Source organism: Neptunomonas sp. (assembly GCF_016744175.1).
Classification (GTDB): Bacteria; Pseudomonadota; Gammaproteobacteria; order Pseudomonadales; family Balneatricaceae; genus Neptunomonas.
The window spans coordinates 1-26,053 of sequence record NZ_JADGEV010000034.1; the positions used below are offsets into that span (position 1 = coordinate 1).

Below are 26,053 nucleotides of genomic sequence, written 5' to 3' on the forward strand. Positions count from 1 at the left end.
ATGTGAGAGTAGGTCATCGCCAAGCTTTTAATAGAGAACCCTGATCACTTCGTGATCAGGGTTTTTTTATGTCTGGAATTTAGCGGTAAAGGGGGGAGGCTTGGCAGGTGTGCTTTAAAGCGGATTGGTATGTATTATCGGTCCAGCCGGCATCTGGTGCTTTTGTTTGATTGATTGGTAGGGGCTTGTCGGTGAAATTACAGGGCTATTAAGAGTTTGTTGAGCGTTCAAGTGTGTCTATAAACTCTTCTTTTAGGTCTAGGTAGTCGTAATCACATAAGCCTATATATTCTAAGCACGCCATAATATCTGGTGTGATCTTTTGATGGTCATCTAGCCTCCAGAAGCGGCGGTAATTACTGCTAATATCTTTTGCTATCGACAATAGTGATAGGTACATTAAAGAATCGTTAGCGCGTGATTTATATTTAAGTAGTATATCTGGAAAGCTAGCTTGTAAAATGATCGACTTATGAACGCTTTCTGGCATTTTCCAGCTGTTAACTAATTTTGCTCCTAGTGTGAAGTGTTCCATTCCATAAGTTTCTTTTTCAATATTCAGTAGTACCTTGTAATCTTTGCCGTTTGCTTGGCGTAATACGTTTTTATAATTAGGGTCTGCTTGCATAATTATAGGAATGCCGCAGTCGTGTAACATTCCTATGGAATAGGCGTTATCAATATCAAGTTCAGTGAATCTAGATGTTAGCTCTTGAGTTATTAAAGCTACTTCAGATGCGGTATCCCAAAATCGCTCCATCGAATCATGCTTCGAAAGTGTGTTTTTTAGAAGTACTAGCCTTACTAAGCTAAATACTTTCGGGAGTCCAAGTAAGACTATGGCATGAGAAATTGACGATATCTTTTTAGTTAAGCGAAATTGTGGTGAATTTACTGTCGCAAGAACAAGAGAATATAGCCCTGCGTCTTGCTTTAATGTTGTGACGACCTGATCAACATCCGGATTGGTTTTTGCCATAATAGTCGACATCTTTAAAAGAATTTCAGGGCGTGCGGGAATACTAACCTTTAACAGGGAGAGCGAATTGTTCTGCATATCGTGCCTCATAGTCTTCTACTTACTAAGCATAGCTAATTCCCTAGCATTCTGTGTGGTTTGAGCCATTTATTTTGTTATCTATTTTAAGCAAACAAGTGCTTTATTGTGTGTCGTCAGAGTGACGACTTTAGTAATAATAAGAAAGCAGCCCTGTTACACTTAATAAACTAGTACTAGGTTTTTACTTTTTGTAGTTGGGGTGTTTGATGTATGCGTAATGACTCTGTAACCGGGGTGGTGCTTGCTGGCGGAATGGCTCGCCGAATGGGTGGGACTGATAAAGGCTGGATTGAATTTGAGGGGAAGCCGCTTATTCAGCATGCTTTGGATATTATTTTACCTCAAGTTGGTCGCTGCATTATCAATGCGAATAGAAGCTTGGAGGCGTACAGGTCATTGAATTTGGATGTGTTTCCCGACTTAGAAGATGGATATTTAGGTCCGCTAATGGGCATGGCAACAGGGCTCACTCATGCTAAGACCGATTGGGTCGCTTTTGTGCCATGTGATAGTCCAAGGTTGCCTGAAGATACGGTATCGCGCTTACTTCGTGCCGTGCAGGAAGGTGGCTTTTCTATTGCAGTGGCGCATGATGGTAAAAGATCTCAGCCAGTAGTGGCGTTGCTCCATAGAAGTCTCCTCAAGGATCTTAACCAGTCTCTACTGAATGGGGAGCGCAAAATTGAAAGCTGGTTTTCTCAACACTCTTGTATAGATGTTGATTTTTCAGACTGTATCGATGCGTTTGTTAATGTGAACCGCCGTGATGATTTAGATGCTTTAATTGAAATGCCCAAGCTTCTTGGTTTTTCTGCTTGGAGCGGTACTGGTAAAACCACTTTGTTAAAAAAGCTCATTCCTGCTTTACGTAATAATGGTGTCAGACTAGCGGTGATTAAGCATGCACACCATCAGTTTGATGTAGATCACCCCGGTAAGGATAGTTATGAGTTACGAAAATCCGGGGCTAACCAGATGCTCATCGCTTCTGCTAATCGCTGGGCGCTTATGGTCGATAAGCCTGAGCCTAAGGAGCCTATTTTAGCTGAGTTGGTTAGTAAATTGGATTTAGCCAATTTAGACTTGGTTTTAGTTGAAGGTTTTAAGCGAGAATCTATTCCTAAAATTGAATTGCACCGCCCTTCCTTAGGCCGGCCGCTTCTTTTTTCTGAAGATAGCAACATCATTGCTATTGCATCGGATGAGCCGAACACAGTTACATCCGAGCTTAAGATTATGCATTTAGCTGATGTCGATAGCATGCTTGCATTTGTCATGGGCTACTTAAACAGCAATAAGCACTAGTATTTATTTGCTACGTATCGTTGTGGGTTATATTTCCCGAATGTATCGATTTTATTCCCCATAGCAATGATGTTTGTGGTGTATATGGTCGTGTTACGATGAAGGGGCAGTTGTTGCTCTTTCTTGGTGTGAAATTTGCTTGATCTCAAGTCGATTATTAGAAAGCGCCTAGGTGATATAGAATGTTTAAACACAGCAATTCGTGAAGCAATTATGTATAAGCATGAGGAGCACCTGTTACTACTGATGGAGAGGTTCAAATAGTTCGCTTTATGAATACAACAGGTGGATGATTAGATATCATATTGATTCCACAATAGTTTAATTGGAAACTAGATGATCAATCTTGCCTCTTTATCTTTTTATTTCGATGTTGTTGAAGACCGCATTCGTTTAATTGGTAACTTAGACAATGGTCAAGAAAGAACTGACTTTTGGCTGACACGGCGCTTAGTGTTGAGGTTGCTTGATGCATCACCGAAACTAATACAGCAAACGACTGAGAAAATTAGTAAAACTCCTGTAGAGCATCAAAGTGCAATGGCACAATTTGAACACGATAAAGCAAAGCAAAGCCAATCAGTGAGACAAGAGTCTAATCTTGAGCATAAAGACTTTAAGGCTTCCCTTTTGCGAAGGTTGGATATTAGCTTCCAAAAAGGCAAGTATCGTCTGAGTTTTTATGTGGGCGGCCAAGATGAGGTGTTTGGTTTTAGTGTGCTAACTCATCAGGAGATGCATCAGATTTTGCATTGGATGCACAAAGGTTGTTTACAATTAGACTGGGGGGTATCTGAGTCCCTTTTTGATGTGGATGAGCAAGCTCCGATGAGGTTGCAGTAGTTGGCTTTTGATATAGATGCCCCGCGTAAACCCTTTCTGGCTAGGGGCTCTAATATTGGGCGTTGTGAGAGTTGTTTTCTCCCTTTGCTGAGTTGTCTATGCTCGGAGAAGCCTAAGGTTAAAGGAAAAGCAGTTTTTTGGTTGCTGACGCATAATGATGAAATATATAAGCCAACGAATACGGGGCGGTTAATTGTAGATGTAATTGATGGTGCGCGAGTCTTTAAATGGTCACGAACAGATCCCGATCTAGCATTTATTGATGCGCTATCTGACGAGCAATACCAACCCTGCATCGTTTTCCCTTCTGGAAAGAGTTACCAACAACGAATGATCGTTAGTGAAAACCTATCAGAAAAGATTCCAGCGTTTATTATTTTAGATGGTACTTGGAGGCAGGCGCGTCGTATGTTTAGGCTAAGTCGTTACCTAGATGATTTACCAGTAATGCAGCCTAGTGCAGCGGCTATATCTCGTTATCAACTGAGGCAGTCTGTAGAAAAGCATCATCTCTGTACCGCAGAGGTTGCTGCACAAATGTTGCGCGAAGTTAGTGATGATCATAGTGCTGACGTGCTTGATGCATATTTTGATCTTTTTAATGCAGAATATTATGCAACGCGCCGTGCGGTTGATATGAGTGGTGCTTCTGCAGTGGCTAGGCATCGCCTAGCTCAGCTACAGAATAGTGTTAATAATATAACGTAGGTTACTTTTGCAATTAGTTTGCTTCTAGCAAGAAAGTGACAGGCCCGTCATTTAGAAGCCTTACTTTCATATCAGCGCCAAACTCACCTGTTTGTGTATGAGTGTCTGTAGCTTGGGCTTGGTTAGTAAAGTATTTATAGAGTGCTTTGCCTTGCTCGGGGGATGCGCCGCCTGAAAAGCCCGGACGAAGTCCTTTTCTTGTATCTGCTACCAATGTGAATTGAGAAACAATAAGTAGGCCTCCATTAACCTGTTGAAGGTTTAAATTCATTTTTCCTTCTGCATCAGAAAAAATGCGATATGCACAAATTTTTTTTAAAAGTTTATCGGCAGTCTCTTCAGTGTCGTTTTTTTCTATGCCCAATAAGAGAAGAATTCCTGGGCCTATTTCGCCAATAACACAACCATCAACTTCTACAGAAGCTTCGCTAACACGTTGAATTAAACCTTTCATAATGTCCCTTAAGCGCTCGATCGCGCAAAATCATCGGTTGCACGTACTAAGTTGTCAATAGTGCCCGCTTCAAATGATGAATGGCCTGCATCCCTAACAATATGGAGCTCGGCATTCGGTAAAGCTTGGTGCAATGTGTGCGCTTGCTCTATAGGGCAGATCATATCGTAACGCCCATGCACCAAAATGGTTCGTATGTGGTCGATTCTTCCAGCATTATCGATAATTTGATTACTTTCAATAAATGCTTGGTTAATAAAGTAATGTGCTTCAATACGGGCTATCGAAAGTGCGGTGTGCGGATCAGAAAAGTGCTCAACAATATTTGGATTTGGGTCTAATGTTGAGCAACGGCCTTCCCATACTGCCCAGGCTTTTGCTGCAGCCATTCTTTCAATTTCATTTTTTGATGTCAGGCGCTGATAATAGGCTGATAGTAAGTTGGCTTGTTCTTTTTTGGGAATTAAACAAATGAAATCTTGCCAGTAGTCAGGAAATATAGCGCTGGCGCCTTGTTGGTAAAACCAATGTAGATCTTGCTCCCTGGCCAGGAAAGTTCCGCGTAAGATCATCCCAGAGACCCTTTCAGGGTAGGCCTGAGCATAAAGAAGGCTCAGTGTAGAGCCCCAAGAACCACCAAAAAGAAGCCATTCGTCGATATTTAACAACTGGCGTATTTTTTCAATGTCATTAATAAGGTCAGGTGTTGTGTTGTTGTCTAAGCTGGCGTGAGGTGTTGATTTTCCGCAACCGCGTTGGTCAAACAATATTATTCGATACTTCTCTGGATTGAAAAAGCGTCGTTGAGCGCCGCTAGTACCGCCGCCTGGGCCTCCGTGAATAAATAGCACGGGAATTCCTTCAGCATTGCCGCTCTCTTCTGCGTATAGAGTGTGCTGAGAATCAACGTTAATTAAGTGCTCTTTATATGGGTATATTTCTGGGTAAAGCATCCGCATGGTGAATCCTTAACTGATACGGGAAGTATGCTCAAAGTATAGAGTGCGGAGATGAGGAAAGGGAATCTATAGGCGTAAAAAAGGCGACTAAAGAGTCGCCTTTTATTATTTCTTGTTTATTTGCCAGTACGGGCAAAGCGCTTACGTTCGTTTTCTGTAAGGAATTTTTTACGTAACCGAATATGGTTCGGTGTCACTTCAACTAGCTCATCATCTTCGATGAAATCTAGCGCTTGTTCTAGAGTGAAGCGAATCGGTGGCGTTAGCTGAATATTTTCATCAGTACCTGAAGCACGTACGTTGGTTAGCTGCTTACCTTTAATTGGGTTAACTGCTAAGTCATTTGTGCGGCTGTGGATACCGAGAATCATACCTTCATATACTTCAACGTTAGGCGCGATACAAAGACGTCCGCGTGCCTGCAGGTTCCATAATGAATAACCAAGTGCTTTACCCGTTACCATCGTGATCAATACACCATTGGTACGGGAAGCAACTTCACCTGTTTTAACTGGGCCATAATGGTCAAAGATAGAAGTCATGATGCCAGTGCCTGATGTCATTGTCAGGAATTGGCTGCGGAAGCCGATAAGACCGCGTGATGGAATAAGGAAAGTAAGGCGAATACGGCCAGTACCATCCACTTCCATGTTGGTCATGTCGCCACCACGTTTACCTACTTCTTCGATGATGCTTCCCTGATGATCTTCTTCAACGTCAATCATGACGATTTCAAAAGGTTCATGGGTAACGCCATCAACTTCTCTCTGAACTACTTCAGGACGAGAAACACCCAGCTCAAAGCCTTCGCGGCGCATGGTTTCAATTAGTACTGAAAGGTGAAGCTCGCCACGGCCTGATACGCGGAACTTCTCTGGCGAATCGCCTTCTGCAACGCGAAGAGCAACGTTGTGGATTAGTTCGCGATCCAGGCGCTCTTTGATGTTACGGCTCGTAACGAACTTACCGTCTTTACCAGCAAAAGGAGAGTCGTTTACCTGGAATGTCATGGAGACCGTAGGTTCATCCACTGATAGTGGTGGTAGTGCTTCTACATTTTCAGGATCACACAGCGTATCAGAAATGTTCAACACATCTATGCCGGTAACGCAGATGATGTCACCTGCACGGGCTGTATCTACATCTATACGCTCAAGGCCAAGATAGCCCATGATTTTTTGTACACGGCCACTACGTACTTTGCCGTCGTCGCCAATGATCTTCACTTGTTGGTTTAGCTTAATTGAACCGCGCTTAATGCGGCCAACACCGATAACACCAACATAGCTGTTGTAATCTAAAGCAGATATCTGCATCTGGAATGGACCGTCAATGTCCACTTCAGGTGGTTGAACATGCTCAATGATCGCTTCGAATAATGGCGTCATATCTTCAGCAAGGTTATCATGCTCAAGGCCTGCAATACCGTTTAGCGCTGATGCGTAGATGATAGGGAAATCAAGTTGCTCATCAGTAGCGCCTAAAGAATCAAACAAATCAAAGACTTTATCAACGGCACGGTCAGGATCAGCGCCAGGACGGTCAACCTTGTTAACAACAACGATTGGACGCAAGCCCTGATCGAATGCTTTTTGTGTAACAAAGCGTGTTTGTGGCATAGGGCCATCAACAGCATCGACTAGCAGGCATACGCAATCAACCATTGATAGTACGCGCTCAACTTCACCACCAAAATCCGCATGGCCCGGTGTGTCTACGATGTTGATATGGTAACCGTTCCACTCAATGGCTGTATTTTTTGCCAGAATGGTAATACCGCGCTCTTTCTCCTGGTCATTGGAGTCCATAATGCGCTCGGTGCCCTCATCTCGGCGGCCCAGGGTGCCAGATTGCGATAATAGTTTGTCAACCAGTGTAGTTTTGCCATGGTCAACGTGCGCAATGATGGCGATATTTCTCAGCTTCTCGATCACGTGGAAGTACCTGTAGAGATTTTCATAAAGGCGGCATTATACACGCAATAGCAACGTTGATCCTGATTAATAGTTATGTTTGTACGTCTTTTTTCCACAAGAACTTTGTTTTAGCTTGGAGTATGATGTTGATGGCGGCATAAAGTGGAATACGTCATGCTATTTTCATGCGCTATTATGGTGCGCTTGTTAGAATTGGTGGTTTGTTTTGGTGCGTTTTTTTGGCTTTGAATATGGCTGATGTACTAAAATCAAGCACATATGTATTGGCACAGTAGTTGCTATTGGAATGTTAAGCCGGCTTAGGCCGATATGTTTTTTAGGATCGTTTTTTTTAACGTGTCTGATAAAATTTTGATGTGGAGAGAGCCAAATGTCAGAGAAGACTCTGAAGTTAATCGAAGAAAATGATGTTAAGTGGGTTGATATGCGATTCACTGACACTAAAGGTAAAGAGCAGCACGTTACTATTCCTGTTCACCAGATGGGTGATGACTTCTTTGAAGAAGGGAAAATGTTTGACGGTTCTTCTATCGAGGGTTGGAAGGGTATTAATGAATCTGACATGATTCTTCAGCCAGATGATAGTGCATCTGTCTTGGATCCGTTTTCTGAAGAGTCTACTGTTATTGTTCGCTGTGATATCGTTGAGCCTGTAACGGGTCAGGGTTATGAGCGTGATCCTCGTTCTGTTGCTCGCCGTGCTGAAGAGTATCTAAAGTCTACAGGTATTGCTGATACAGCAATGTTTGGCCCTGAGCCAGAGTTCTTCGTATTTGATGAAGTGCATTTCCACAATGAAATGAGTGGTTGTGGCTATAAAATCACTTCTGAAGAAGCTGCTTGGTCTACAAACAACAAATATGAAGGCGGTAATACTGGTCACCGTCCACGTGTTAAAGGTGGTTATTTCCCTGTTCCTCCTGTTGATTCTTTGCATGATTTGCGTGCAAACATGTGTAACGCGATGACAGCTATGGGCTTGGATGTTGAAGTTCATCACCATGAAGTAGCAACTGCTGGTCAGTGTGAAATTGGTGTCGGCGCAAATACATTGATCAATAAAGCTGATGAAGTACAGATTTTAAAATACTGCGTACATAATGTTGCTCATGCGTATGGTAAAACTGCGACTTTCATGCCTAAGCCAATTGTTGGTGATAACGGTTCGGGTATGCATGTTCATCAGTCTCTGTCTAAAGACGGCGTGAACATCTTTGCTGGTGATGCTTATGCTGGTATGAGTGAAACAGCTTTGTTCTACATCGGTGGCATCATTAAGCATGCGAAAGCACTTTGTGCATTGACTAACCCAGGTACAAACTCTTATAAGCGCTTAGTCCCTCATTTTGAAGCGCCTGTAATGCTGGCTTACTCTGCTCGTAACCGTTCAGCTTCTATCCGTATTCCTTACGTAACGACTGCTAAAGCACGTCGTATTGAAACACGCTTCCCTGATCCTATTGCTAACCCATACTTGTGTTTTGCAGCACTTATGATGGCTGGTCTTGACGGTATTCAGAACAAAATTCACCCTGGCGATGCGGCAGATAAAGATCTGTACGACCTTCCTCCAGAAGAAGCAGCAGAGATTCCACAGGTATGTGGTTCTTTAGCTGAAGCATTGGCTGAGCTAGATGCTGACCGTGAGTTCTTAACGCGCGGTAATGTATTTACTGATGATATGCTTGATGCATACATCGAAGTGAAGCAGGCTGAGGTTGATAAAGTAAACCAGACGACTCACCCAGTAGAGTATGACTTGTACTACTCTTGCTAATAGAGTTTGTTTAAAAAAAGCCTCCTTCGGGAGGTTTTTTTATGCGTGTTGTTTACACAGGTGTAAATAGAGTGCACTGATAAAAGTGCATTGCACTATAATGGTGCGGTAGTGGTTGATGGCATAGCGTGATGGTGGTCGTAACTCCTTATTTGTATGTGAAAAAGGAGCGCGTGGAGTGCTTTTAGGTTACTAAAAGATTTATTTAGAAGTTGGCGCTTATTTTGCAGTGTACTTAACAACATATTAGGTGTCGTGCGGATGTTTCGAAAACAAACACATAAGCAAACTTTAGAAAATCTCTCTACTAGTGTGATTTTACTGGACGAAGAACTACGTATTGATTACATGAACCCTGCCGCAGAGATGCTGCTAGAGGCAACGGCTAAGCGGTTGAGGCTATGTGGGGTTGAGCAGTGGTTAACCAATGACTCTGATGAGTTGGAAGTATTAAAAAAAGCTATTCATTCTGGCCATCCATACACCCGTCGTGAAGCCAAGCTGTTAACTATGAATGGTAATGAACTTACTGTTGATTACAGTGTGAATCCTTTGCCTTTACAGCATAGTCCTATGTTGCTCATTGAAATCCAAGCAAGAGATCGTTTATTACGTATTGAACGGGAGGAAGAGCTGTTATCACATCATGCAGCTACCCGCAATTTAGTGAGAGGGATGGCGCATGAGATCAAAAACCCTTTAGGCGGTATTAGAGGTGCTGCGCAGTTGCTTGAAAGGGAGTTGGAGGATGAAGGGTTACATGAATATACGCATATTATTATTGAGGAGGTTGATCGTTTAAGGAACTTGGTAGACCGGCTGTTAGGTTCGCATCAACTCCCTAAGCAAGAACAGGTTAACATTCATGCAGTACTTGAGAGAGTTTGTGCATTAGTTAATGCGGAGTGTGCAGGGCAGTTAACGCTGAAAAGAGACTATGATCCAAGTATTCCTGAGTTTACTGGTGATTCTGAGCGAATTATTCAAGCGGTATTAAATGTGGTGCGAAATGCAATGCAGGCCTTACAGGAAAATGCTGTAGATTCTCCTGAGATTTTTCTTAGAACCCGAGCAAAGCGTCAAGTCACTCTGGGCTCAGAGCGACATCGGTTAGTGTGTTGCCTTGATATTATTGATAACGGGCCGGGTATACCCGCGGACATACTGAATACTGTTTTCTATCCAATGATAAGTGGTCGTGCGGGTGGTTCCGGGTTAGGCCTATCAATAGCGCAATCCATCATAAATCAACACCACGGGCTGATCGAATGTAACAGTGAGCCTGGGTGTACACGTTTTTCACTCAATATCCCCTTGGAGTAAGGTAATGAAAATGCCCGGTAAAGTTTGGATAGTTGATGATGACCGCTCTATACGATGGGTGCTTGAAAAAGCATTGAGCCAAGTGGGTATTGATACACAAGTATTTGAAAAAGCAGATGATGTATTAAAGCAGCTTGAAACAAGCACGCCTGATGCTGTTATTAGTGATATTCGTATGCCGGGTATTGATGGTCTGCAGCTGCTTGAACGTATACAGAAAACGCATCCTCAAATGCCGATTATTATTATGACGGCGCACTCTGACTTAGATAGTGCAGTAGCTTCTTATCAAGGGGGGGCATTTGAATATTTACCTAAGCCTTTTGACGTTGATGATGCGGTTGCTCTAGTGACAAGAGCTGTGGAGCATGCTTTTGAACAACGTAAAGAAAGTGCTGTTCCTGTTATCGTGGATACCGCAGAAATCATTGGTGAAGCACCTGCTATGCAGGAAGTATTCCGTGCTATTGGACGTTTATCTCAATCGAATATAACGGTTTTGATAAACGGGAAGTCAGGAACGGGTAAAGAGCTAGTTGCACATGCTTTACATAAGCATAGCCCGCGATCATCAGCGCCCTTTATCGCGCTAAATATGGCCGCGATTCCAAAAGATTTAATAGAGTCAGAACTTTTTGGCCATGAAAAAGGCGCTTTTACAGGGGCGGCAGCTGGCCGTCATGGCCGATTTGAACAGGCTGATGGTGGAACGCTATTTTTAGATGAAATTGGGGATATGCCCGCAGAAACGCAAACTCGCTTGTTAAGAGTTCTTGCTGATGGAGAGTTTTATAAAGTAGGAGGGCATACCTCTGTAAAAGTTGATGTCCGTATTATTGCAGCTACCCATCAGGACCTTGAAGGGTTGGTTCAAGAAGGGCGTTTTCGTGAAGACCTATTTCACCGTCTTAATGTTATTCGTATTCATATTCCGCAGCTGTTTGAACGCAGGGAAGATATACCGCGTCTGGCTAGGCATTTCCTTATGCGCTCGGCAGAAGAGCTGGATGTCGAGGTGAAAATTTTAAAACCTGAGGCAGAAGCATTTATGTGTGATTTAGCATGGCCGGGGAATGTTAGGCAATTGGAAAATACCTGTCGATGGTTGACAGTCATGGCTTCTGGACGAGAAGTGTTGGTATCGGATATGCCTCCTGAACTAGTTGATCAGCAAGGAGTTGTTGATGTAACTAATTCTAACTGGGAGCATGCTTTACGCAATTGGGTTGATCAGCAGCTGAGTGAAGGAAGGCGAGGGGTTATTGATACAGCGATGCCCGCATTTGAAAAAATAATGATTGAAACGGCATTAAAGCATACTGCTGGTAGAAGGCGAGATGCAGCTGAGCTACTTGGTTGGGGGCGAAATACATTAACGCGGAAAATAAAAGACCTCAAATTGATCGTGGATAGTGCTGAAGGGGAGTGATTTTGATTGTGTGGCGGTATAATGGCGATTGATATCTTCTAACGAGAAGCGTTATGTTGCACGTTGTTCTTTTTGAGCCTGAAATACCGCCAAATACTGGTAATATCATTCGCCTGTGTGCAAATACAGGGTTCCATTTGCATTTGATCAAGCCATTAGGTTTTGAACTTGATGATAAAAAACTACGTCGAGCTGGATTAGACTATCATGAGTTTGCTGCGATGCGTGTCCATGAGTCTCTGCAAGAGTGCTTGGACGAACTGAATTCCCCTAAAGTGTGGGCGCTAACAACGAAAGGACAAAGCTTTCATAGTGATGTGAGATTTTCTGAGGGTGATGTTCTTTTGTTTGGTCCTGAGACTAGAGGTCTTCCGGCCCAGATAAGAGACAGTTTGCCTATAGGGCAGTGTGTTAAGTTGCCGATGTGTGATGGAAGTAGAAGTTTAAATCTTTCAAATGCATGTGCAATTGTCGTTTACGAGGCGTGGCATCAGCTAAATTATGCTGGATCAAGTAAATAAACTTCATTTCATCGCTAAGCACGTAGTGCCAATTATGTACCTGAAAAGGGAAATGCAATAATATACGTGCAAATTGTCGACTTTATATTTAAGGATCTAAGCATGATAAGGAAAGTACTACTTCTAAGTGCCATAACGCTAACGTTACCTGGTTGTTTTTATGCACACACTTCTCAAGCTCCTATTGCAAAAACGTACCCCGTTACTGAGCAGCATAAAATGCAGGCCGCCCATCACTGGCAGGTGCTGGCTGATTATGAAGCTAAAGGTATTATGCACCAGCTCAAGGGACAGTCGGTCTATGTGAACGGTGGTGACGGTTCTTCGTTTGATCAAACCTTCCATCAGATGCTTATAAGTGAGCTTGTTAATGATGGCGCATCTGTCATGGTCTCCTCAAATGCTGCTGCTGAAGTGAGTTATGATGTAAACCTTATTGAGCATAAAGATCGTGGTTTAATTCGTCCGCCAGAAGGTGCTATATCGGCACTGACGGTGGGAGTTGCTGTTGCTGCACTTCCTTATAACCAGTGGGCTGAACCAGCTTTAGCTCTTCTACCTATGGCACTTGCCGCAGATTTGTTAGTCGGTAATGCCGTGTCAGAATCTTCACATGAAATCGCAATTACCACGAGAGTTTCCCAGCAGGGTAAGTTATTGCACTCTTCAACGAACATCTATTACATCAATCCAGGCGATAAGGATCACTACACGGTGCCAAAAAAGGCCGTTCCTACCACCCGGACTATCCATGTAACTGGTCAGTGAGGAGAAATCAATGAAGCGTTTGTCATGGGTTAAAGTAGCAGCAACGGCGGTTTTTAGCATATTGCTGTTAACAGGTTGTGCGTCTGATAAGGCTGCTCGGGTTGTGGATGAAAAAGTTAATTTAGCTGAAGCTGTTGATAAGGCTAGTGCTGGGTTGCTTAGACAGTCTAGTAAAGGCCTTAATAAGAGTCGTATCGTTCTGGCGACTAGTTTTGTAAATATCGATGACTTGCAGCAGTCCTCTACTTTTGGTCGTTTATTAGGCGATACCATTGCGGGTAACATGGTCGGAAGGGGTTACAACGTAGTAGAAGTACGTTTGAGAAACAGCTTGTCTATGCAGCCTAGAGTAGGTGAGTACATGTTATCCCGTGAGCTGCAAAATGTTGGTACACAGCATGACGCACAAGCAGTACTAGTGGGAACATATGCCATTGGTGGAGATTATGTGTATGTTAATGCTCGTTTAGTGAGCGTTATGGATAGTCGTGTGTTGTCTTCAAATGACTTCCGTCTTCCGTTAAATCGAGATATACGGAAAATGTTGACTAGTGGCCGTTAAGTATTAGCTATAACTAATAAGCCGGCTACTTGAGCCGGTTTTTTTACGCCAGTAGCTGGCTGAGTTAAACTGTGTATATTAATTAATTTTTTTGGTGAACTCTCCCTTTGATCATGTGCCGTTTTATCGCGTTATTCAGTTTTCTGTGTATATTTCCCACCGCTGTGTTTTCTACAACACTTACGCAGCACGTTTCTCATGATAGTAAGAGAACAGGTGTGCAGTTATTGTGTGGGAAAATTGGCCGAAAGCTTTCTAGTGTATCCGTAAAAGAATGCAATGCATTAGCATTTGATGAGCCTAGGTTTTATTCAGTGGGAGGGTTGCCCATATTAGAGAAGCATTTTCCAGCCACCAAAAGTCATGCTCCCAAGGTACTTTTTATTGGAGGTATCCATGGCGATGAGTATTCCAGTGTTAGCGTGACATTTAAGTGGCTAAAGACATTGAATAAACACCATAGTGGTGCTTATGATTGGCATTTTCTTCCGTTAGCTAACCCTGATGGGCTACTGCAATCACGCTCTTCAAGAGTTAATCGTAATAAAGTAGATTTGAACCGCAACTTTATTCCTGCATCAGGCTTCCCTGACCCCCTAGTTCATTGGAAAAAGAAAGCCCGAGAAAGGTCTCGCTATTATCCAGGCAAAGCGCCTTTGAGTGAGCCTGAATCTCAGGTGATACATCAATTAATAGAAGAATACCGTCCAGATATTGTGGTGTCAGTACATGCGCCTCATGGGATTCTTGATTTTGATGGTAGCAGTTTAAAGCCACCTAAAAAATTGGGGCCGTTACATTTAAGGCAATTAGGCACTTACCCAGGTTCGTTAGGTAATTATGCTTGGTTTGTAAAACGAATTCCGGTTATGACGATAGAGCTACCTCATGCGGGTATTATGCCTTCACGTCGAGATATAGGAAGAATGTGGACTGATTTAGTAGGGTGGGTAGGGGAAAAGTCTACGATAAGGAAAGAGATAGTACTGTCTGATTAAAGACGATAACTGCAAGCTCAACTTTGTTGAGCTTGCAGTGCTCATTCAGTGTTGTTCTGCCGGTGCTGCTGCTTGTTGTTGCATTTGCTGAGCATAAAGAGCATCAAAATTAACAGGTGCTAGCATCAAAGGCGGGAAGCTTGCTTTCGTTACCAGTGTATCAACTGTTTCACGAGCATATGGGAAAAGTAAATTAGGACAAAATGCGCCTAAAGTGTGACCGACTTCTTGTTCGTTCATACCTGAGACTTGAAAAATTCCGCCTTGCTGAACTTCTACTAAAAATGCCGTATCTTCTTCATTTTTGACCGTCACTGTTAGTGTTAGAACTACTTCAAAGTGTTCCTGGCTAAGAGGTGTGGTTTTTGTGTTCATTTCCAAATTGATTTCTGGCTGCCACTTCTTAGTAAAAATTTGCGGGCTATTCGGTGTTTCTAAAGATGCATCTTTTACATATACACGCTGAATAGCAAACTGTGGTCCTGTTGGCTGCTCTGCAGCCTGATCATTCTCTGACATTTTTTAATCCTTAATCCTGTTGTGAAATTAGAGTATCAAGCTGCCCTTCTCTTTCTAACGCGTAAAGGTCATCGCAGCCGCCAATGTGTTTTTCGTCAATGAAAATTTGTGGAACGCTAGTGCGGCCACTTAGTTCAATCATTTGTGCCCGTATACGGGGTTGGTTGTCGACTTTGATTTCAGTGTATTTCACACCTTTATGGTCGAGTAACCGTTTTGCATTTGTGCAGAAAGGGCACCAGTCAGAACTATAAACTGTAATCATATGGTTCAGGCCTTTTTAACGATAGGTAGGTTCTGGCCTTTCCATTCTGTAATGCCGCCTTGTAGACGTAATACGTTATCAAAGCCGGCAGTTTTAAGCTGCTTGCTGGCAGCACCTGCTGTTTGCCCCATGTTGCAGACAACAATAACAGGCCGAGTTTTGAACTTTTCAACTTCCTGTAGGCGGCGGCTAAAGTCGGCAAGCGGTATATGCTTTGAACCTGTGATATGGCCAGTGTCCCATTCTTTCTTTGTACGAATGTCAATTAGCACAGCATCTTGTTTGTTCATCAGCTGAGTCGCTACGGCTGGTGAAACAGACTTACCGGCTTTTTGGCCTTCAGACCACATAATCATCAAAAGTGTTAATAGCCAAGCCGCTATCAGCATAAAGTTGTTAGTAGCGAATTCAATCAATTGTTCCATTATGTTTCCTAAACCGTCATAACGCCGCGAAGCCGGCACCTCATTTTGAGCGACCGATTATACATTGACAAAGCGCCTCATATAAGAGGGCAGGATGAATTGCAAGGCGTTGTTAGCCAATTGGTGTGAATCAAAGTAAAATACGTGTCCTTCTATAGATGATATTGGCCTGAATTCATATGAGTAATATGCGTATCCCCAAAGCACTAATTATCCTAGATGGATTTGGCATCGAGTCAACTCCATCTTCTGCAATTGATGTGGCAAATACTCCCACGTGGGACCGATTGCTGGCTAACAACCCGCATTCTCGTATAGCTACTTCAGGTTTAGCCGTTGGCTTACCTGATGGGCAGATGGGTAACTCTGAAGTGGGTCATATGAATATCGGTGCTGGCCGTACGGTGTATCAAAACTTTACTCGGATATCTAAAGCAATAAACGACGGTGATTTTTTTGAGAATCCCGTGCTTATAAATGCGATGGATAAAGCGATAGAGCAGAAAAAAGCAGTGCATATTTTAGGGTTACTATCACCGGGCGGTGTCCATAGTCATGAAGAGCATATTTTTGCACTCATTAAAATGGCTGTGCAGAGGGGGGCGCAGGAAGTCTATTTGCATGCTGTTTTGGATGGTAGAGATACGCCCCCTCGTTCGGCTAAACCATCATTGGAGAAAGCCCAGGCATTATTTTCTGAGCTAGGCGTTGGTGGCGTTGCCACAATTGTTGGCCGTTATTATGCAATGGATAGGGATAATCGTTGGGATCGTGTGCAACAGGCATTTGATGCAATGACATTGGGAGATGCATTAAACGTGGCTAACTCGGCTGTGGAAGCGTTAGAAATGGCTTATGGACGTGAAGAGAATGATGAGTTTGTACAGGCGACCGTTATTCGAAAAGAGGGCATTGCTTTAGGTTCTATTAATGATGGTGATGCAGTTATCTGCGCTAATTTTCGCCCTGATAGGTCGAGAGAGATAACTCGTGCGTTTGTAGAAGGCGAAGGCTTTGTAGGTTTTGCTCGAGCATGCACCCCTGTATTAGTTGATTATGTCATGATGACCGAGTACGCCGCGAACATTCCTGCATCCTGTGCTTATTTGCCCGCAACAATTGTTAATGATTTGGGTGAATATATTTCTGCTCAAGGGAAGACGCAATTACGAATCTCGGAAACGGAAAAGTATGCGCACGTTACTTTCTTCTTTAATGGCGGCCAGGAAGCTGTTTATCCAGGAGAAGAGCGCATTTTGGTTTCGTCTCCTCAAGTAGCAACCTATGACTTGCAGCCTGAAATGAGCGCACCAGAATTAACTGATAAGCTAGTGGCTGCAATCAAGAGTGGTAAATATGATCTAATTGTATGTAATTATCCGAACGGTGACATGGTGGGGCATACTGGTGTATTTGATGCAGCGGTACAAGCCGTTGAAGTTGTTGATACTTGTCTGACGCGCGTATTGGCAGCAATGGCAGAAGTGGGAGGAGAGACCTTAATTACTGCTGATCATGGTAATGTTGAGATGATGCTAGACCCTACTTCAGGACAGCCGCACACCGCTCATACTAACTTCCCGGTTGCATTGATATATGATGGCCCCAAAAAGCAAACACTATCATTAGAAGACGGCGCTTTATGTGATTTAGCACCGACGATTCTTGGATTAATGGAATTGTCACAGCCAGCTGAAATGACGGGTCACAGCCTTGCCAAGACCTAGTGAATTACTAAGGCCGTCTATGCGGCCTTTTTTATGCCTGCTTCTTTGTTTGATTCTTATGCAAGGCTTTCTTAGCAGTAATGTTGTGGCGGCAGCAGATAAGCATGCTACGCAGTCACAACTGACGTCTCTCAAGAAAAGTATAAAGAAGGCTCAGCAGCGGCTTAAAAAAGATCGAAAGCAACAAGGTGTGGCCGAGGAAGGGCTCGCTACTACTGAAGAAGAGATTAGTGTAGTAGGGAAAAAAATATATACGCTTGATAAACAGTTGGGTACTTTAAAAGTAGACTTGTCAGGTTATAAGGCGGAAAAAGTACGTTTAGAATCTCACCTTGAGGCGAACCGTGAGCGTTTAGTGCAAATTATTCGTCAGCAATACCGTTTAGGTGGGCAGCCTAGGCTTTTTATGTTACTGAATCAGCGGGATCCTGAGCAAATATCTCAAATGATGCACTATTATGATCGCTTCAGTACAGCCCAAATTCGGGAGGTGAAACAGTACCAAGTGTTGCTGCATCAGCTTAAATCGACGCATTTTTCTATTGATAGTACTCAGCAGTCTATTCGGGATAATCGTGATAGCCTAAAAAGTATGTTGGCAGGGCTTCAAACGTTGCGCGAACAACGTAAAGTCTCGTTAAAATCTATCAAACGGCGGGTGAGTAACTCTCAGAGTAAGCTTAAAAGGCTTCGATTAGATAAAAAACAATTAGAAAAGCTATTGTCAGATATCGATAAGTCCATATCATCTGCAAACTTGACACAAAATAACAAAACATTTTTCAGTCTTAAGGGTAAGTTGAAATGGCCCGTTAAGGGAAAAGTGCTTCGTGCGTATGGTAATGTGCAGAATAACCTTAGTTACGATGGTGTGTTACTTTCAGGTACCACGGGAGGGGCTGTTGCCGCTGTGCATCATGGCCGGATCGTGTTTTCTGATTGGTTAAGAGGTTATGGGCTGCTGACAATTGTAGATCACGGCGGTGGTTATATGAGTCTATATGGGCAGAATGATAGTCTACTTAAAGAAACAGGGGACTGGGTTTCTCAAGGGGAAGCTATTGCAACATTAGGCAGCAGTGGTGGAAATAGTGAACCTGGCTTATATTTTGCGATCCGACATAAAGGTAAAGCAATCAATCCTAAACGTTGGTTTGTCCGTCATTAAGGATGATAAATGTTTTTTATTAAGAAGGTGGCAGTAGTGAAACTATCGTTAAAGCTAATCAGCGTATTCTTTAGTTTAGTGATAAGTACTTCGGTGCTATCTCAAAGCGTACCACCTCCTGAGTCAGAGGTGCGCAAGCAACTACCCTTAGAGGAGCTAAGACGCTTCAGTGAGGTCTTTGATCGTATAAAAAATTCATATGTTGAGCCCGTTGATGACGCTAAGGTGCTGGAAGATGCTATTCGTGGAATGATTTCCGGCTTGGATCCGCATTCTTCTTATTTGGAGCCTGAAGCATTTGATGAATTAAGGGAGCATACCAGTGGAGAGTTCGGTGGCGTTGGTATTGAAATTAGCTTAGAAGATGGGTTTATTCGAGTAATAGCGCCAATCGATGATACACCTGCGGTTAGTGCCGGGATCAAAGCTGGAGACCTTATCACACGTATAGATGATGAGTCTGTTAAAAGCATGGGCTTAAATGACGCAATTAAACGGATGCGCGGTAAGCCTGGTACAGAGATTGTTTTAACTGTATTACGTGATGGGGAAGATAAGCCTCTTAACATCGAAGTGGTACGTGATGTGATAAAGGTTACCAGCGTTAAGCATAGAATGCTTGGTGAGCAGTATGCGTACATACGCATTACCCAGTTTCAGGGGAATACGGGTGCTGATCTAAAAAAAGCACTGGGGAAGGTTCAAGAAAAGAACCCTCTGCAAGGAATCATACTTGATCTTAGAAATAACCCAGGTGGAGTTTTGCAGGCTGCAGTTGAGGTTGTTGATGCGTTTATAGATAAAGGTATGATTGTTTATACACAAGGACGTTTAGCGAGTGCAGATACTGAGTTTATGGCGACGGCAGATGTTGTATTGGCGAAAGTACCCATGGTTGTATTAATCAACAGTGGTTCTGCTTCAGCTTCTGAGATTGTGGCAGGAGCACTTCAGGACCATAAACGTGCAGTTATTATGGGAACAGGTAGTTTTGGTAAAGGCTCTGTGCAAACTATTTTACCTTTAACGCAGCGTCGTGCTTTAAAGCTTACAACAGCGCGTTATTTCACGCCGAGTGGTCGTACAATTCAGGCGAAAGGCATACAGCCAGATGTTGTTGTTGAAGAAGCTGAGCTTAAAAAGGTCGAAGGTAGAGGCTTTCCTAAAGAAAAAGACCTATCAGGTCACTTATTTAATGGGCAAGCGAATAAGCCGAAGGATACCGAATTAGAAGAGGCACAAAAGGGCTTGTCTCAAAGAGACTACCAACTTTATGAAGCACTTAACTTGCTTAAAGCGCTGTCTATTATTGGTAAGGTGACGGCGTCGTAATGATTGGTCGCTGGTGGGGAGTTATTTTTAGTGCTTTTCTGAGTTTGAGTCTTAGCTGTCAGGCTGAAACTAGTTTAGGTATGGTAATGCAGCCTCGAATAGTTATTGTCATAGATGATGTAGGCAATAACTTAGCTCAGGGTAAGGCTGCACTGGCTCTTCCTGGGCCGGTGACCTATTCGGTGCTACCTTATTCTGCTCATGGCAAAACACTGGCTTATGAGGCTCATCGGCTAGGCAAAGATGTCATGTTGCACGCGCCGATGGCGAATACTCAGAATTTGAAATTGGGTCCTGGTGGGTTAACGCCCGATTTAACCGAAGCTCGCTTCAAGCAAATTCTGAATGGCAATTTAGACGCCGTCCCTCATGCAGTTGGTTTGAATAACCATATGGGCAGTTTGTTGACACGCCAGCGAGTTCCGATGAAGTGGGTGATGGAGGTTGCAAAATCTCGCGGTGTTTTTTTTCTTGATAGTCGTACGACGCGAGGAAGCGTGGCGTGGAGCACTGCGCGTAAAGAAGGAGTGCCGGCGATAAGTAGAGATATTTTTCTTGATCATGAGCAAACAGAGGCATTTTTGAGTCAGCAGTTTATTCGTGCAGTAAAGATTGCGCGAAAGTATGGTTCAGCAGTTGTGATCGGTCACCCTTACCCTATTACCACCACCTTTTTAGAAAAAGCCATTCCAGCACTGGATGAAGCTGGGGTGCAGCTGGTTTCTGCACCTGCTTTAATAATGCAAAACCATCAAGCAGCGTTGTTAGCTCAAATGAATAAGAAAAGACAAAAGGCTGAATGAGAGTGGTTTAGAGGTATTCTATGTTAGATGGTGCAACCAAAATAAGCAGTGTGTACTTACTTTGGACGCAAACGATTGATTACTCCGCTGAACGAAAAAGTCCAATAGAGAGTCTCTGCCATTGATCATTCCAGTTTTCGGTGGGCTTACGCTGGAATTCGCTACGTACAAATTGGCGAATTCGACCTTCTAGCACTGCTATCAATAGATTCGATGTAATGCCTGCTGTCGTTTCTGTACGGAGTCCTTCTTTAAATTCAGCCTCGCGCATAATCTGTTTTAGTTGGGTTTCCAGTCGCTCAAAAAATTGATTCACACGATGTCGAAGTCTGTCTGTTTCGCCGGCAAGAGCATCACCCGTCAGGATGCGAGCCATTCCCGGATTTCGCTCAATAAAGGCGAGCACCAAGGTCAGTATTTGCTCACACTGACGAATAGCAGGGCTCTCTGAAGATGTAATCAGATTTGCTCTAGAAAAAATTGTTTCTTCAATAAAGCCAATTAACCCTTCGAACATACGTGCCTTACTAGGGAAGTGACGATAAAGCGCTGCTTCTGAAACGCCGACCTCCTTGGCTAAAGCCGCCGTAGTAATGCGTTGGCCGTGATTGGACTCCAGCATTCTGGCGAGCGCTTGTAAGATTTGCTCGCTTCGAGAAACTTTTATATTTTCGCTCATATAAAACCTGCTACAGGGTGCTGTTTGAAATGAGTGTGCCTACACCTTCATCGGTAAATATTTCTAGTAAGCAGGAGTGTTCAACGCGGCCATCAATGATGTGAGCACTGGTTACTCCGCTTTTCACAGCACCTAATGCACAATCAATTTTAGGAAGCATGCCGCCATAGATTGTGCCATCTTCAATGAGTGCGTCGACTTGTTGTGTCGATAAGCCAGTTAAAACGCTGCCGTCTTTATCTAGCAAGCCGGCAATATTCGTTAACAGGATTAGTTTTTCAGCTTTGAGGACTTCAGCGACCTTGCCTGCGACTAAATCGGCATTGATGTTGTAAGAAGATCCATCTGAACCAACACCGATAGGAGCAATGACCGGGATGAAATCGGAGTCTGCAAGCATGTCAAAAACAGCCGTATTGATATGCTCTACTTCTCCTACGTGGCCAATATCAATGATTTCAGGCGCTTCCATTTCAGGTGTTTTGTGTTTGACTCTGAGTTTTCTGGCGCCGAGTAAGTGTCCGTCTTTTCCTGTTAATCCAATAGCTTTACCGCCATTATTGTTGATTAATCCAACAATCTCCTTGTTAACCATGCCGCCTAGTACCATCTCGACGACATCCATGGTTTTAGAGTCAGTAACACGCATGCCGTTAATGAAATGAGATTCAATATTGAGCTTTTCAAGCAGGTCGCCAATCTGTGGGCCGCCTCCGTGAACAACAATCGGGTTTAAACCGATAAGTTTCATCATAACGATGTCGCGAGCAAAGCTATTCTTTAGTTTTTCATCGGTCATAGCGTTGCCGCCATATTTTATGACAATAGTTTTACCCACAAAGCGTTGAATATAAGGAACGGCTTCGCTGAGTACTTCAGCGGTTTGCATGGCTTGTTGACGGTTTAAAGGCATTGGTTTCACTGCTCCTGGGTAATGCTTATTCGTTGGGGATGATAAGGCTAGAGTCGACGGCAAATAATCTTTCTTGGAACTGATTCCTGATCCGATTAAGAGCAGCTTCACTGGCAGCTTCAAAGCGCAACACTAAGACAGGCGTCGTATTAGAGGCCCTTACTAACCCCCAGCCATCAGAGTAATCAACGCGAATTCCATCGATGCGACTAGCATCGCCCTCAGGATAATCTAGCGCTTGCAGCTTTTCGACGATATCGAATTTATTATCATCTCGGACATCGATATTGAGTTCAGGAGTGCTGATATCTTCTGGATAATGGCTAAAAATTTCATCCAGTGTTTCGGTGCGGGTTGAGAGGATTTCAAGTAAACGTGCTGCACTGTATAGGCCATCATCAAATCCGAACCAGCGTTCTTTAAAGAAAATATGGCCGCTCATTTCGCCAGCCAAAAGAGCACCAGTAGATTTCATTTTGCGCTTGATTAGCGAGTGGCCTGTTTTCCACATTGTTGCTTGGCCACCCGCTTTACGAATAACTTCGCTCAGCAGGCGGGAGCATTTCACATCGTAAATGATTTCTGAGCCTGGATTGCGTTGTAAAATATCCTCTGCAAATAACATCATAACTCTATCAGGGTAAATCATTGCGCCGCTAGATGTAACGACGCCAACACGGTCACCATCACCATCAAAAGCAAGGCCAAGGTCCGCCTTATGTTCTTTTACGGCAGCTATGCAGTCAATGAGATTAGCTGGTTTACTTGGGTCTGGGTGGTGGTTAGGGAAATTACCATCGACTTCACAATACAAGGGTATAACGTCGCAACCGAGCTGTTCTATCAGGACAGGAGCCATTTCACCAGGAATACCGTTTCCGCAGTCGATAACCACTTTTAATTTACGTTTGAGGCTAATATCTTCAGTAACACGTTTGCGATACTGAGGGCGAATATCTATCGTGTTTAATTGACCTTTGCCTTGTGTATATTCTTTTTGCAATATGCGGTGTTTGAGAGCTTGGATTTCATCCCCCGCGAGCGTATTGCCACCAAGCATCATTTTGAAACCGTTGTAATTGCTTGGGTTGTGGCTTCCGGTGATCATAATACCAGTCTGGCTGTCGGTATGGTGCGCTGCAAAATACAGTAAAGGCGTGGGAATATAGCCAGCGTCAGTAACATCGACACCGCCTTCGAGTAAACCTTCAATTAATATGTCTTTTAAACGCGGACAAGATAAACGTCCGTCAGCACCAACGACGACGGTTTTAATCTGCTGTTGCTGTGCTTGTGCTGCAAATGCGCGACCTAGATGATAAACGACAGGGTCGGTGAGTGCTTCATCTACAATGCCGCGAATATCATAAGCGCGAAAGATTTCCTGATCGAGGTGTTCCAATGTATAAGTCATACGTTCATCCTTGTAAGAATTAAGAGCGACCAGACGACCCGAACCCGCCTGCACCACGTTCTGTATCAGTAAAATCGTCAACGACTTCAAAATCGGCTTGTACAACAGGGACTAAAACTAGCTGAGCAATTCGCTCGCCTGGCTCCATCGTAAAGCTTGTGTTTCCACGGTTCCAGCAAGATACAAAGAGTTGCCCTTGGTAATCGGAATCGATTAGCCCAACTAAATTCCCCAATACTATACCGTGTTTATGGCCTAACCCAGAACGGGGTAATATCATGGCGCATAACGATGGGTCTTCAATATGGATCGCCATGCCTGTGGGGATTAGTTCAGTTTCACCTGGTGCTAATGTAAGAGCTTCGTCAAGGCAAGCACGCAAGTCTAAGCCTGCTGAGCCTGGTGTCGCATAGTTTGGTAGAGGGAACGTTTGCCCAATTCGCTCATCAAGAATTTTAACCTGTATTTTTTTCATTTTGATGTCTTATAAAGTTGAGAAATATGTTCAATTAACTGTGCAGCCAGCTGACGCTTGCTGGTTTGAGGAATATCGATGTGTGTATCACGAGTGACTAGGGTGACGGCATTTTCATCGCTGTTGAATCCTATACCAGCTTGTGAAACATCGTTGGCAACGATTACATCTAAATTTTTACGCTCTAGCTTTCCTTGAGCGTAAGACAATACATCGCGTGTTTCTGCCGCAAAACCGATAGTGAAAGGTTTGTTCGCTCTTTCTGCAATAGTCGCAACGATGTCAGGATTTTTGATCAGATGGAGCTCCATAATCTCTTCGTTGCCCTTTTTGATCTTATGTTCAGCGATAGAAGTAGGGCGATAATCAGCTACTGCAGCGCATGCAATAAAGATGTCGCAGTCGCTAATGCCTTCTAGTGAGGCTTCTAACATATCTTCAGCGGTCGTGATGGATATACGCTTTACGTGGGCAGGTACGGGCAAATTAACAGGCCCACTGATGAGTTTGACGTTAGCGCCAGCATCGATGGCCGCCTCAGCCAATGCGTAGCCCATTTTGCCAGAGCTGTGATTCGATATGTAACGAACGGGATCCATCGGTTCACGAGTGGGGCCCGCTGTAATATAAATGTTGAGCCCAGCTAAAGTACCACTATTAAATTGCTCTGAGATTCTTTCTAAAATATCAGTGGGTTCGATCATACGACCTGGCCCGGTATCACCGCAGGCTTGTTCACCAACACCAGGACCCCATAGCTGAACGTTTTGTTGTTTCAATGTATCTACGTTTTGCTGTGTTGCACTAGAGCGCCACATTGCTTGATTCATTGCAGGTGCTAAGCAAATAGGGGCCGCAGTAGCGAGGCATAACGTGCTGAGTAGGTCGTTACCCATACCGTGGGCTAAGCGTGCCATAAAATCTGCACTTGTGGGCGCTATAACGATTAAGTCGGCCCACTTTGCTAATTCAATATGGCCCATGCCTGCTTCAGCTTCAGGGTCTAATAGTTCTAGATGAACGGGGTGTCCTGATAGTGCTTGCAGCGTTAACGGTGTGATAAAAGAGGTCGCTGCCGGAGTCATTACCACTCGAACATCTGCACCCGCTGCTTTTAATAAGCGCGTAAGTTCGGCGCTTTTATAGGCAGCGATTCCACCGGTGATACCTAATATTATTTGTTTGTTAGTAAGTCTATACATACCTTGTGCAACCCGAAATTACGCAGCTGTGCTAAAGAGGTGTAAGATACCACTTCAGGAATTCTTTGCGTAGACCTTCTATTAGATAATACGCAACAGACACAAGGAATGTGTACATGGCGATAACAGATTGGCCTGAGTTAGAGCGGCCCAGGGAAAAGCTTTTGGCGCAGGGTGCATCGACTTTATCGGATGCGGAGTTATTGGCGATTTTTCTTCGAACGGGTATTAAAGGAACTAGCGCAGTAGATCTAGCGCGGGATCTATTACATCGCTTTGAAGGCTTGCGCCCGCTCTTAGAAAGCTCACAAGAAGAGTTTTGTGAAGCGCCAGGGCTAGGCCCTGCCAAGTATGCTCAATTACAAGCAGTCTTAGAGATGAGTCGTCGACATTTGATGGCTGCATTGCAAAGAGGTGAGCTAATGGAAAGCCCACAGGCTGTTAGGCATTATTTAATAGCGCAAATGAGGCATCATCAACAAGAGGT

The 26,053-nt window shown here is 43.7% G+C and carries 27 protein-coding genes; 15 read left to right on the top strand and 12 right to left on the bottom strand.

Features of this window, described 5'->3' with window-relative positions:
* Positions 1-208: 208 nt before the first annotated feature.
* Complete coding sequence (locus QZZ55_RS14345) at positions 209-1,057, bottom strand: HDOD domain-containing protein (protein WP_293268033.1); 849 nt, start codon at positions 1,055-1,057, stop codon at positions 209-211.
* A gap of 213 nt (positions 1,058-1,270) precedes the next feature.
* On the opposite strand from QZZ55_RS14345, the gene mobA reads away from it, so the two are divergent.
* From mobA to QZZ55_RS14365, 3 genes are all read left to right on the top strand, one after another.
* Positions 1,271-2,365 carry a molybdenum cofactor guanylyltransferase MobA gene (gene mobA, locus QZZ55_RS20025; protein WP_366512327.1) on the top strand — a complete coding sequence of 365 codons (1,095 nt, stop codon included), beginning with the start codon at positions 1,271-1,273 and terminating at the stop codon, positions 2,363-2,365.
* A 336-nt stretch (positions 2,366-2,701) separates the two neighbouring features.
* Positions 2,702-3,208: a hypothetical protein gene (locus tag QZZ55_RS14360; RefSeq protein ID WP_293268034.1), complete on the top strand. Its 507-nt coding sequence runs from the start codon at positions 2,702-2,704 to the stop codon at positions 3,206-3,208.
* The gene (locus QZZ55_RS14365; RefSeq protein ID WP_293268035.1) at positions 3,209-3,916 is read left to right on the top strand and encodes a DTW domain-containing protein; all 708 of its coding nucleotides are present in this window, start codon (positions 3,209-3,211) and stop codon (positions 3,914-3,916) included.
* Positions 3,917-3,929: 13 nt separating this feature from the next.
* Here QZZ55_RS14365 and dtd read toward each other — a convergent pair whose 3' ends face one another.
* The 3 genes from dtd to typA form a co-directional block, all read right to left on the bottom strand.
* Positions 3,930-4,370: a D-aminoacyl-tRNA deacylase gene (gene dtd, locus QZZ55_RS14370; protein WP_293268037.1), complete on the bottom strand. Its 441-nt coding sequence runs from the start codon at positions 4,368-4,370 to the stop codon at positions 3,930-3,932.
* An 8-nt stretch (positions 4,371-4,378) separates the two neighbouring features.
* Positions 4,379-5,329: a prolyl aminopeptidase gene (gene pip / locus QZZ55_RS14375; RefSeq protein ID WP_293268038.1), complete on the bottom strand. Its 951-nt coding sequence runs from the start codon at positions 5,327-5,329 to the stop codon at positions 4,379-4,381.
* 116 nt (positions 5,330-5,445) lie between these two features.
* On the bottom strand, positions 5,446-7,263 hold the full coding sequence (typA, locus tag QZZ55_RS14380; RefSeq protein ID WP_293268040.1) for a translational GTPase TypA: 1,818 nt from the start codon (positions 7,261-7,263) through the stop codon (positions 5,446-5,448).
* 373 nt (positions 7,264-7,636) lie between these two features.
* Between typA and glnA the strand changes: the two genes are divergently transcribed.
* The 7 genes from glnA to QZZ55_RS14415 all read left to right on the top strand — a co-directional run bounded on the left by glnA (position 7,637) and on the right by QZZ55_RS14415 (position 14,644).
* Positions 7,637-9,043 carry a glutamate--ammonia ligase gene (glnA, locus tag QZZ55_RS14385; protein ID WP_028470616.1) on the top strand — a complete coding sequence of 469 codons (1,407 nt, stop codon included), beginning with the start codon at positions 7,637-7,639 and terminating at the stop codon, positions 9,041-9,043.
* Between the two features lie 261 nt (positions 9,044-9,304).
* Positions 9,305-10,366, top strand: coding sequence for a nitrogen regulation protein NR(II) (glnL, locus tag QZZ55_RS14390; RefSeq protein WP_293268042.1), 1,062 nt, complete (start codon positions 9,305-9,307; stop codon positions 10,364-10,366).
* A 4-nt stretch (positions 10,367-10,370) separates the two neighbouring features.
* The gene (gene ntrC / locus QZZ55_RS14395) at positions 10,371-11,795 is read left to right on the top strand and encodes a nitrogen regulation protein NR(I) (RefSeq protein ID WP_293268043.1); all 1,425 of its coding nucleotides are present in this window, start codon (positions 10,371-10,373) and stop codon (positions 11,793-11,795) included.
* A 53-nt stretch (positions 11,796-11,848) separates the two neighbouring features.
* The gene (gene trmL / locus QZZ55_RS14400) at positions 11,849-12,316 is read left to right on the top strand and encodes a tRNA (uridine(34)/cytosine(34)/5-carboxymethylaminomethyluridine(34)-2'-O)-methyltransferase TrmL (protein ID WP_293268045.1); all 468 of its coding nucleotides are present in this window, start codon (positions 11,849-11,851) and stop codon (positions 12,314-12,316) included.
* Positions 12,317-12,418: 102 nt separating this feature from the next.
* A complete protein-coding gene (locus QZZ55_RS14405) occupies positions 12,419-13,084 on the top strand; it encodes a hypothetical protein (protein ID WP_293268046.1) in 666 nt (221 codons plus the stop codon).
* 10 nt (positions 13,085-13,094) lie between these two features.
* Entirely contained in the window at positions 13,095-13,646 is a 552-nt protein-coding gene (locus tag QZZ55_RS14410) for a FlgO family outer membrane protein (protein WP_293268047.1), read from the top strand.
* A 218-nt stretch (positions 13,647-13,864) separates the two neighbouring features.
* The gene (locus tag QZZ55_RS14415) at positions 13,865-14,644 is read left to right on the top strand and encodes a M14 family zinc carboxypeptidase (protein WP_293268048.1); all 780 of its coding nucleotides are present in this window, start codon (positions 13,865-13,867) and stop codon (positions 14,642-14,644) included.
* 45 nt (positions 14,645-14,689) lie between these two features.
* Here the strand turns inward: QZZ55_RS14415 and secB are convergent, their stop codons facing one another.
* From secB to QZZ55_RS14430, 3 genes are read right to left on the bottom strand one after another with little or no spacing between them, the layout of a single operon-like run.
* Positions 14,690-15,163, bottom strand: coding sequence for a protein-export chaperone SecB (gene secB / locus QZZ55_RS14420; protein ID WP_293268049.1), 474 nt, complete (start codon positions 15,161-15,163; stop codon positions 14,690-14,692).
* A gap of 10 nt (positions 15,164-15,173) precedes the next feature.
* A complete protein-coding gene (grxC, locus tag QZZ55_RS14425) occupies positions 15,174-15,428 on the bottom strand; it encodes a glutaredoxin 3 (RefSeq protein ID WP_293268051.1) in 255 nt (84 codons plus the stop codon).
* 5 nt (positions 15,429-15,433) lie between these two features.
* On the bottom strand, positions 15,434-15,853 hold the full coding sequence (locus QZZ55_RS14430; RefSeq protein ID WP_293268052.1) for a rhodanese-like domain-containing protein: 420 nt from the start codon (positions 15,851-15,853) through the stop codon (positions 15,434-15,436).
* A gap of 179 nt (positions 15,854-16,032) precedes the next feature.
* On the opposite strand from QZZ55_RS14430, the gene gpmI reads away from it, so the two are divergent.
* Genes gpmI through QZZ55_RS14450 form a run of 4 tightly spaced genes read left to right on the top strand, consistent with a single transcriptional unit; the run spans position 16,033 to position 20,883 of the window.
* A complete protein-coding gene (gpmI, locus tag QZZ55_RS14435; protein WP_293268054.1) occupies positions 16,033-17,580 on the top strand; it encodes a 2,3-bisphosphoglycerate-independent phosphoglycerate mutase in 1,548 nt (515 codons plus the stop codon).
* A gap of 58 nt (positions 17,581-17,638) precedes the next feature.
* A complete protein-coding gene (locus QZZ55_RS14440; RefSeq protein ID WP_293268056.1) occupies positions 17,639-18,748 on the top strand; it encodes a peptidoglycan DD-metalloendopeptidase family protein in 1,110 nt (369 codons plus the stop codon).
* A 9-nt stretch (positions 18,749-18,757) separates the two neighbouring features.
* Positions 18,758-20,080, top strand: coding sequence for a S41 family peptidase (locus QZZ55_RS14445; RefSeq protein WP_293268057.1), 1,323 nt, complete (start codon positions 18,758-18,760; stop codon positions 20,078-20,080).
* Complete coding sequence (locus QZZ55_RS14450) at positions 20,080-20,883, top strand: divergent polysaccharide deacetylase family protein (RefSeq protein ID WP_293268058.1); 804 nt, start codon at positions 20,080-20,082, stop codon at positions 20,881-20,883. The genes QZZ55_RS14445 and QZZ55_RS14450 overlap by 1 nt, the downstream gene beginning before the upstream one ends.
* 79 nt (positions 20,884-20,962) lie before the next feature.
* On the opposite strand, the gene slmA is transcribed toward QZZ55_RS14450, so the two are convergent.
* The 5 genes from slmA to coaBC are packed head-to-tail and all read right to left on the bottom strand — an operon-like array spanning position 20,963 to position 25,566.
* Positions 20,963-21,562, bottom strand: coding sequence for a nucleoid occlusion factor SlmA (gene slmA / locus QZZ55_RS14455; RefSeq protein ID WP_293268059.1), 600 nt, complete (start codon positions 21,560-21,562; stop codon positions 20,963-20,965).
* A gap of 10 nt (positions 21,563-21,572) precedes the next feature.
* Positions 21,573-22,475: an acetylglutamate kinase gene (gene argB / locus QZZ55_RS14460; RefSeq protein ID WP_293268060.1), complete on the bottom strand. Its 903-nt coding sequence runs from the start codon at positions 22,473-22,475 to the stop codon at positions 21,573-21,575.
* Positions 22,476-22,500: 25 nt separating this feature from the next.
* Positions 22,501-23,889, bottom strand: coding sequence for a phosphomannomutase/phosphoglucomutase (locus QZZ55_RS14465; RefSeq protein WP_293268061.1), 1,389 nt, complete (start codon positions 23,887-23,889; stop codon positions 22,501-22,503).
* A 19-nt stretch (positions 23,890-23,908) separates the two neighbouring features.
* Positions 23,909-24,364, bottom strand: coding sequence for a dUTP diphosphatase (dut, locus tag QZZ55_RS14470; protein WP_293268063.1), 456 nt, complete (start codon positions 24,362-24,364; stop codon positions 23,909-23,911).
* Complete coding sequence (gene coaBC, locus QZZ55_RS14475) at positions 24,361-25,566, bottom strand: bifunctional phosphopantothenoylcysteine decarboxylase/phosphopantothenate--cysteine ligase CoaBC (RefSeq protein ID WP_293268065.1); 1,206 nt, start codon at positions 25,564-25,566, stop codon at positions 24,361-24,363. The genes dut and coaBC overlap by 4 nt, the downstream gene beginning before the upstream one ends.
* A gap of 116 nt (positions 25,567-25,682) precedes the next feature.
* Between coaBC and QZZ55_RS14480 the strand changes: the two genes are divergently transcribed.
* The coding region (locus QZZ55_RS14480; RefSeq protein ID WP_366512328.1) for a UPF0758 domain-containing protein at positions 25,683-26,053 on the top strand (371 nt) is incomplete at its 3' end.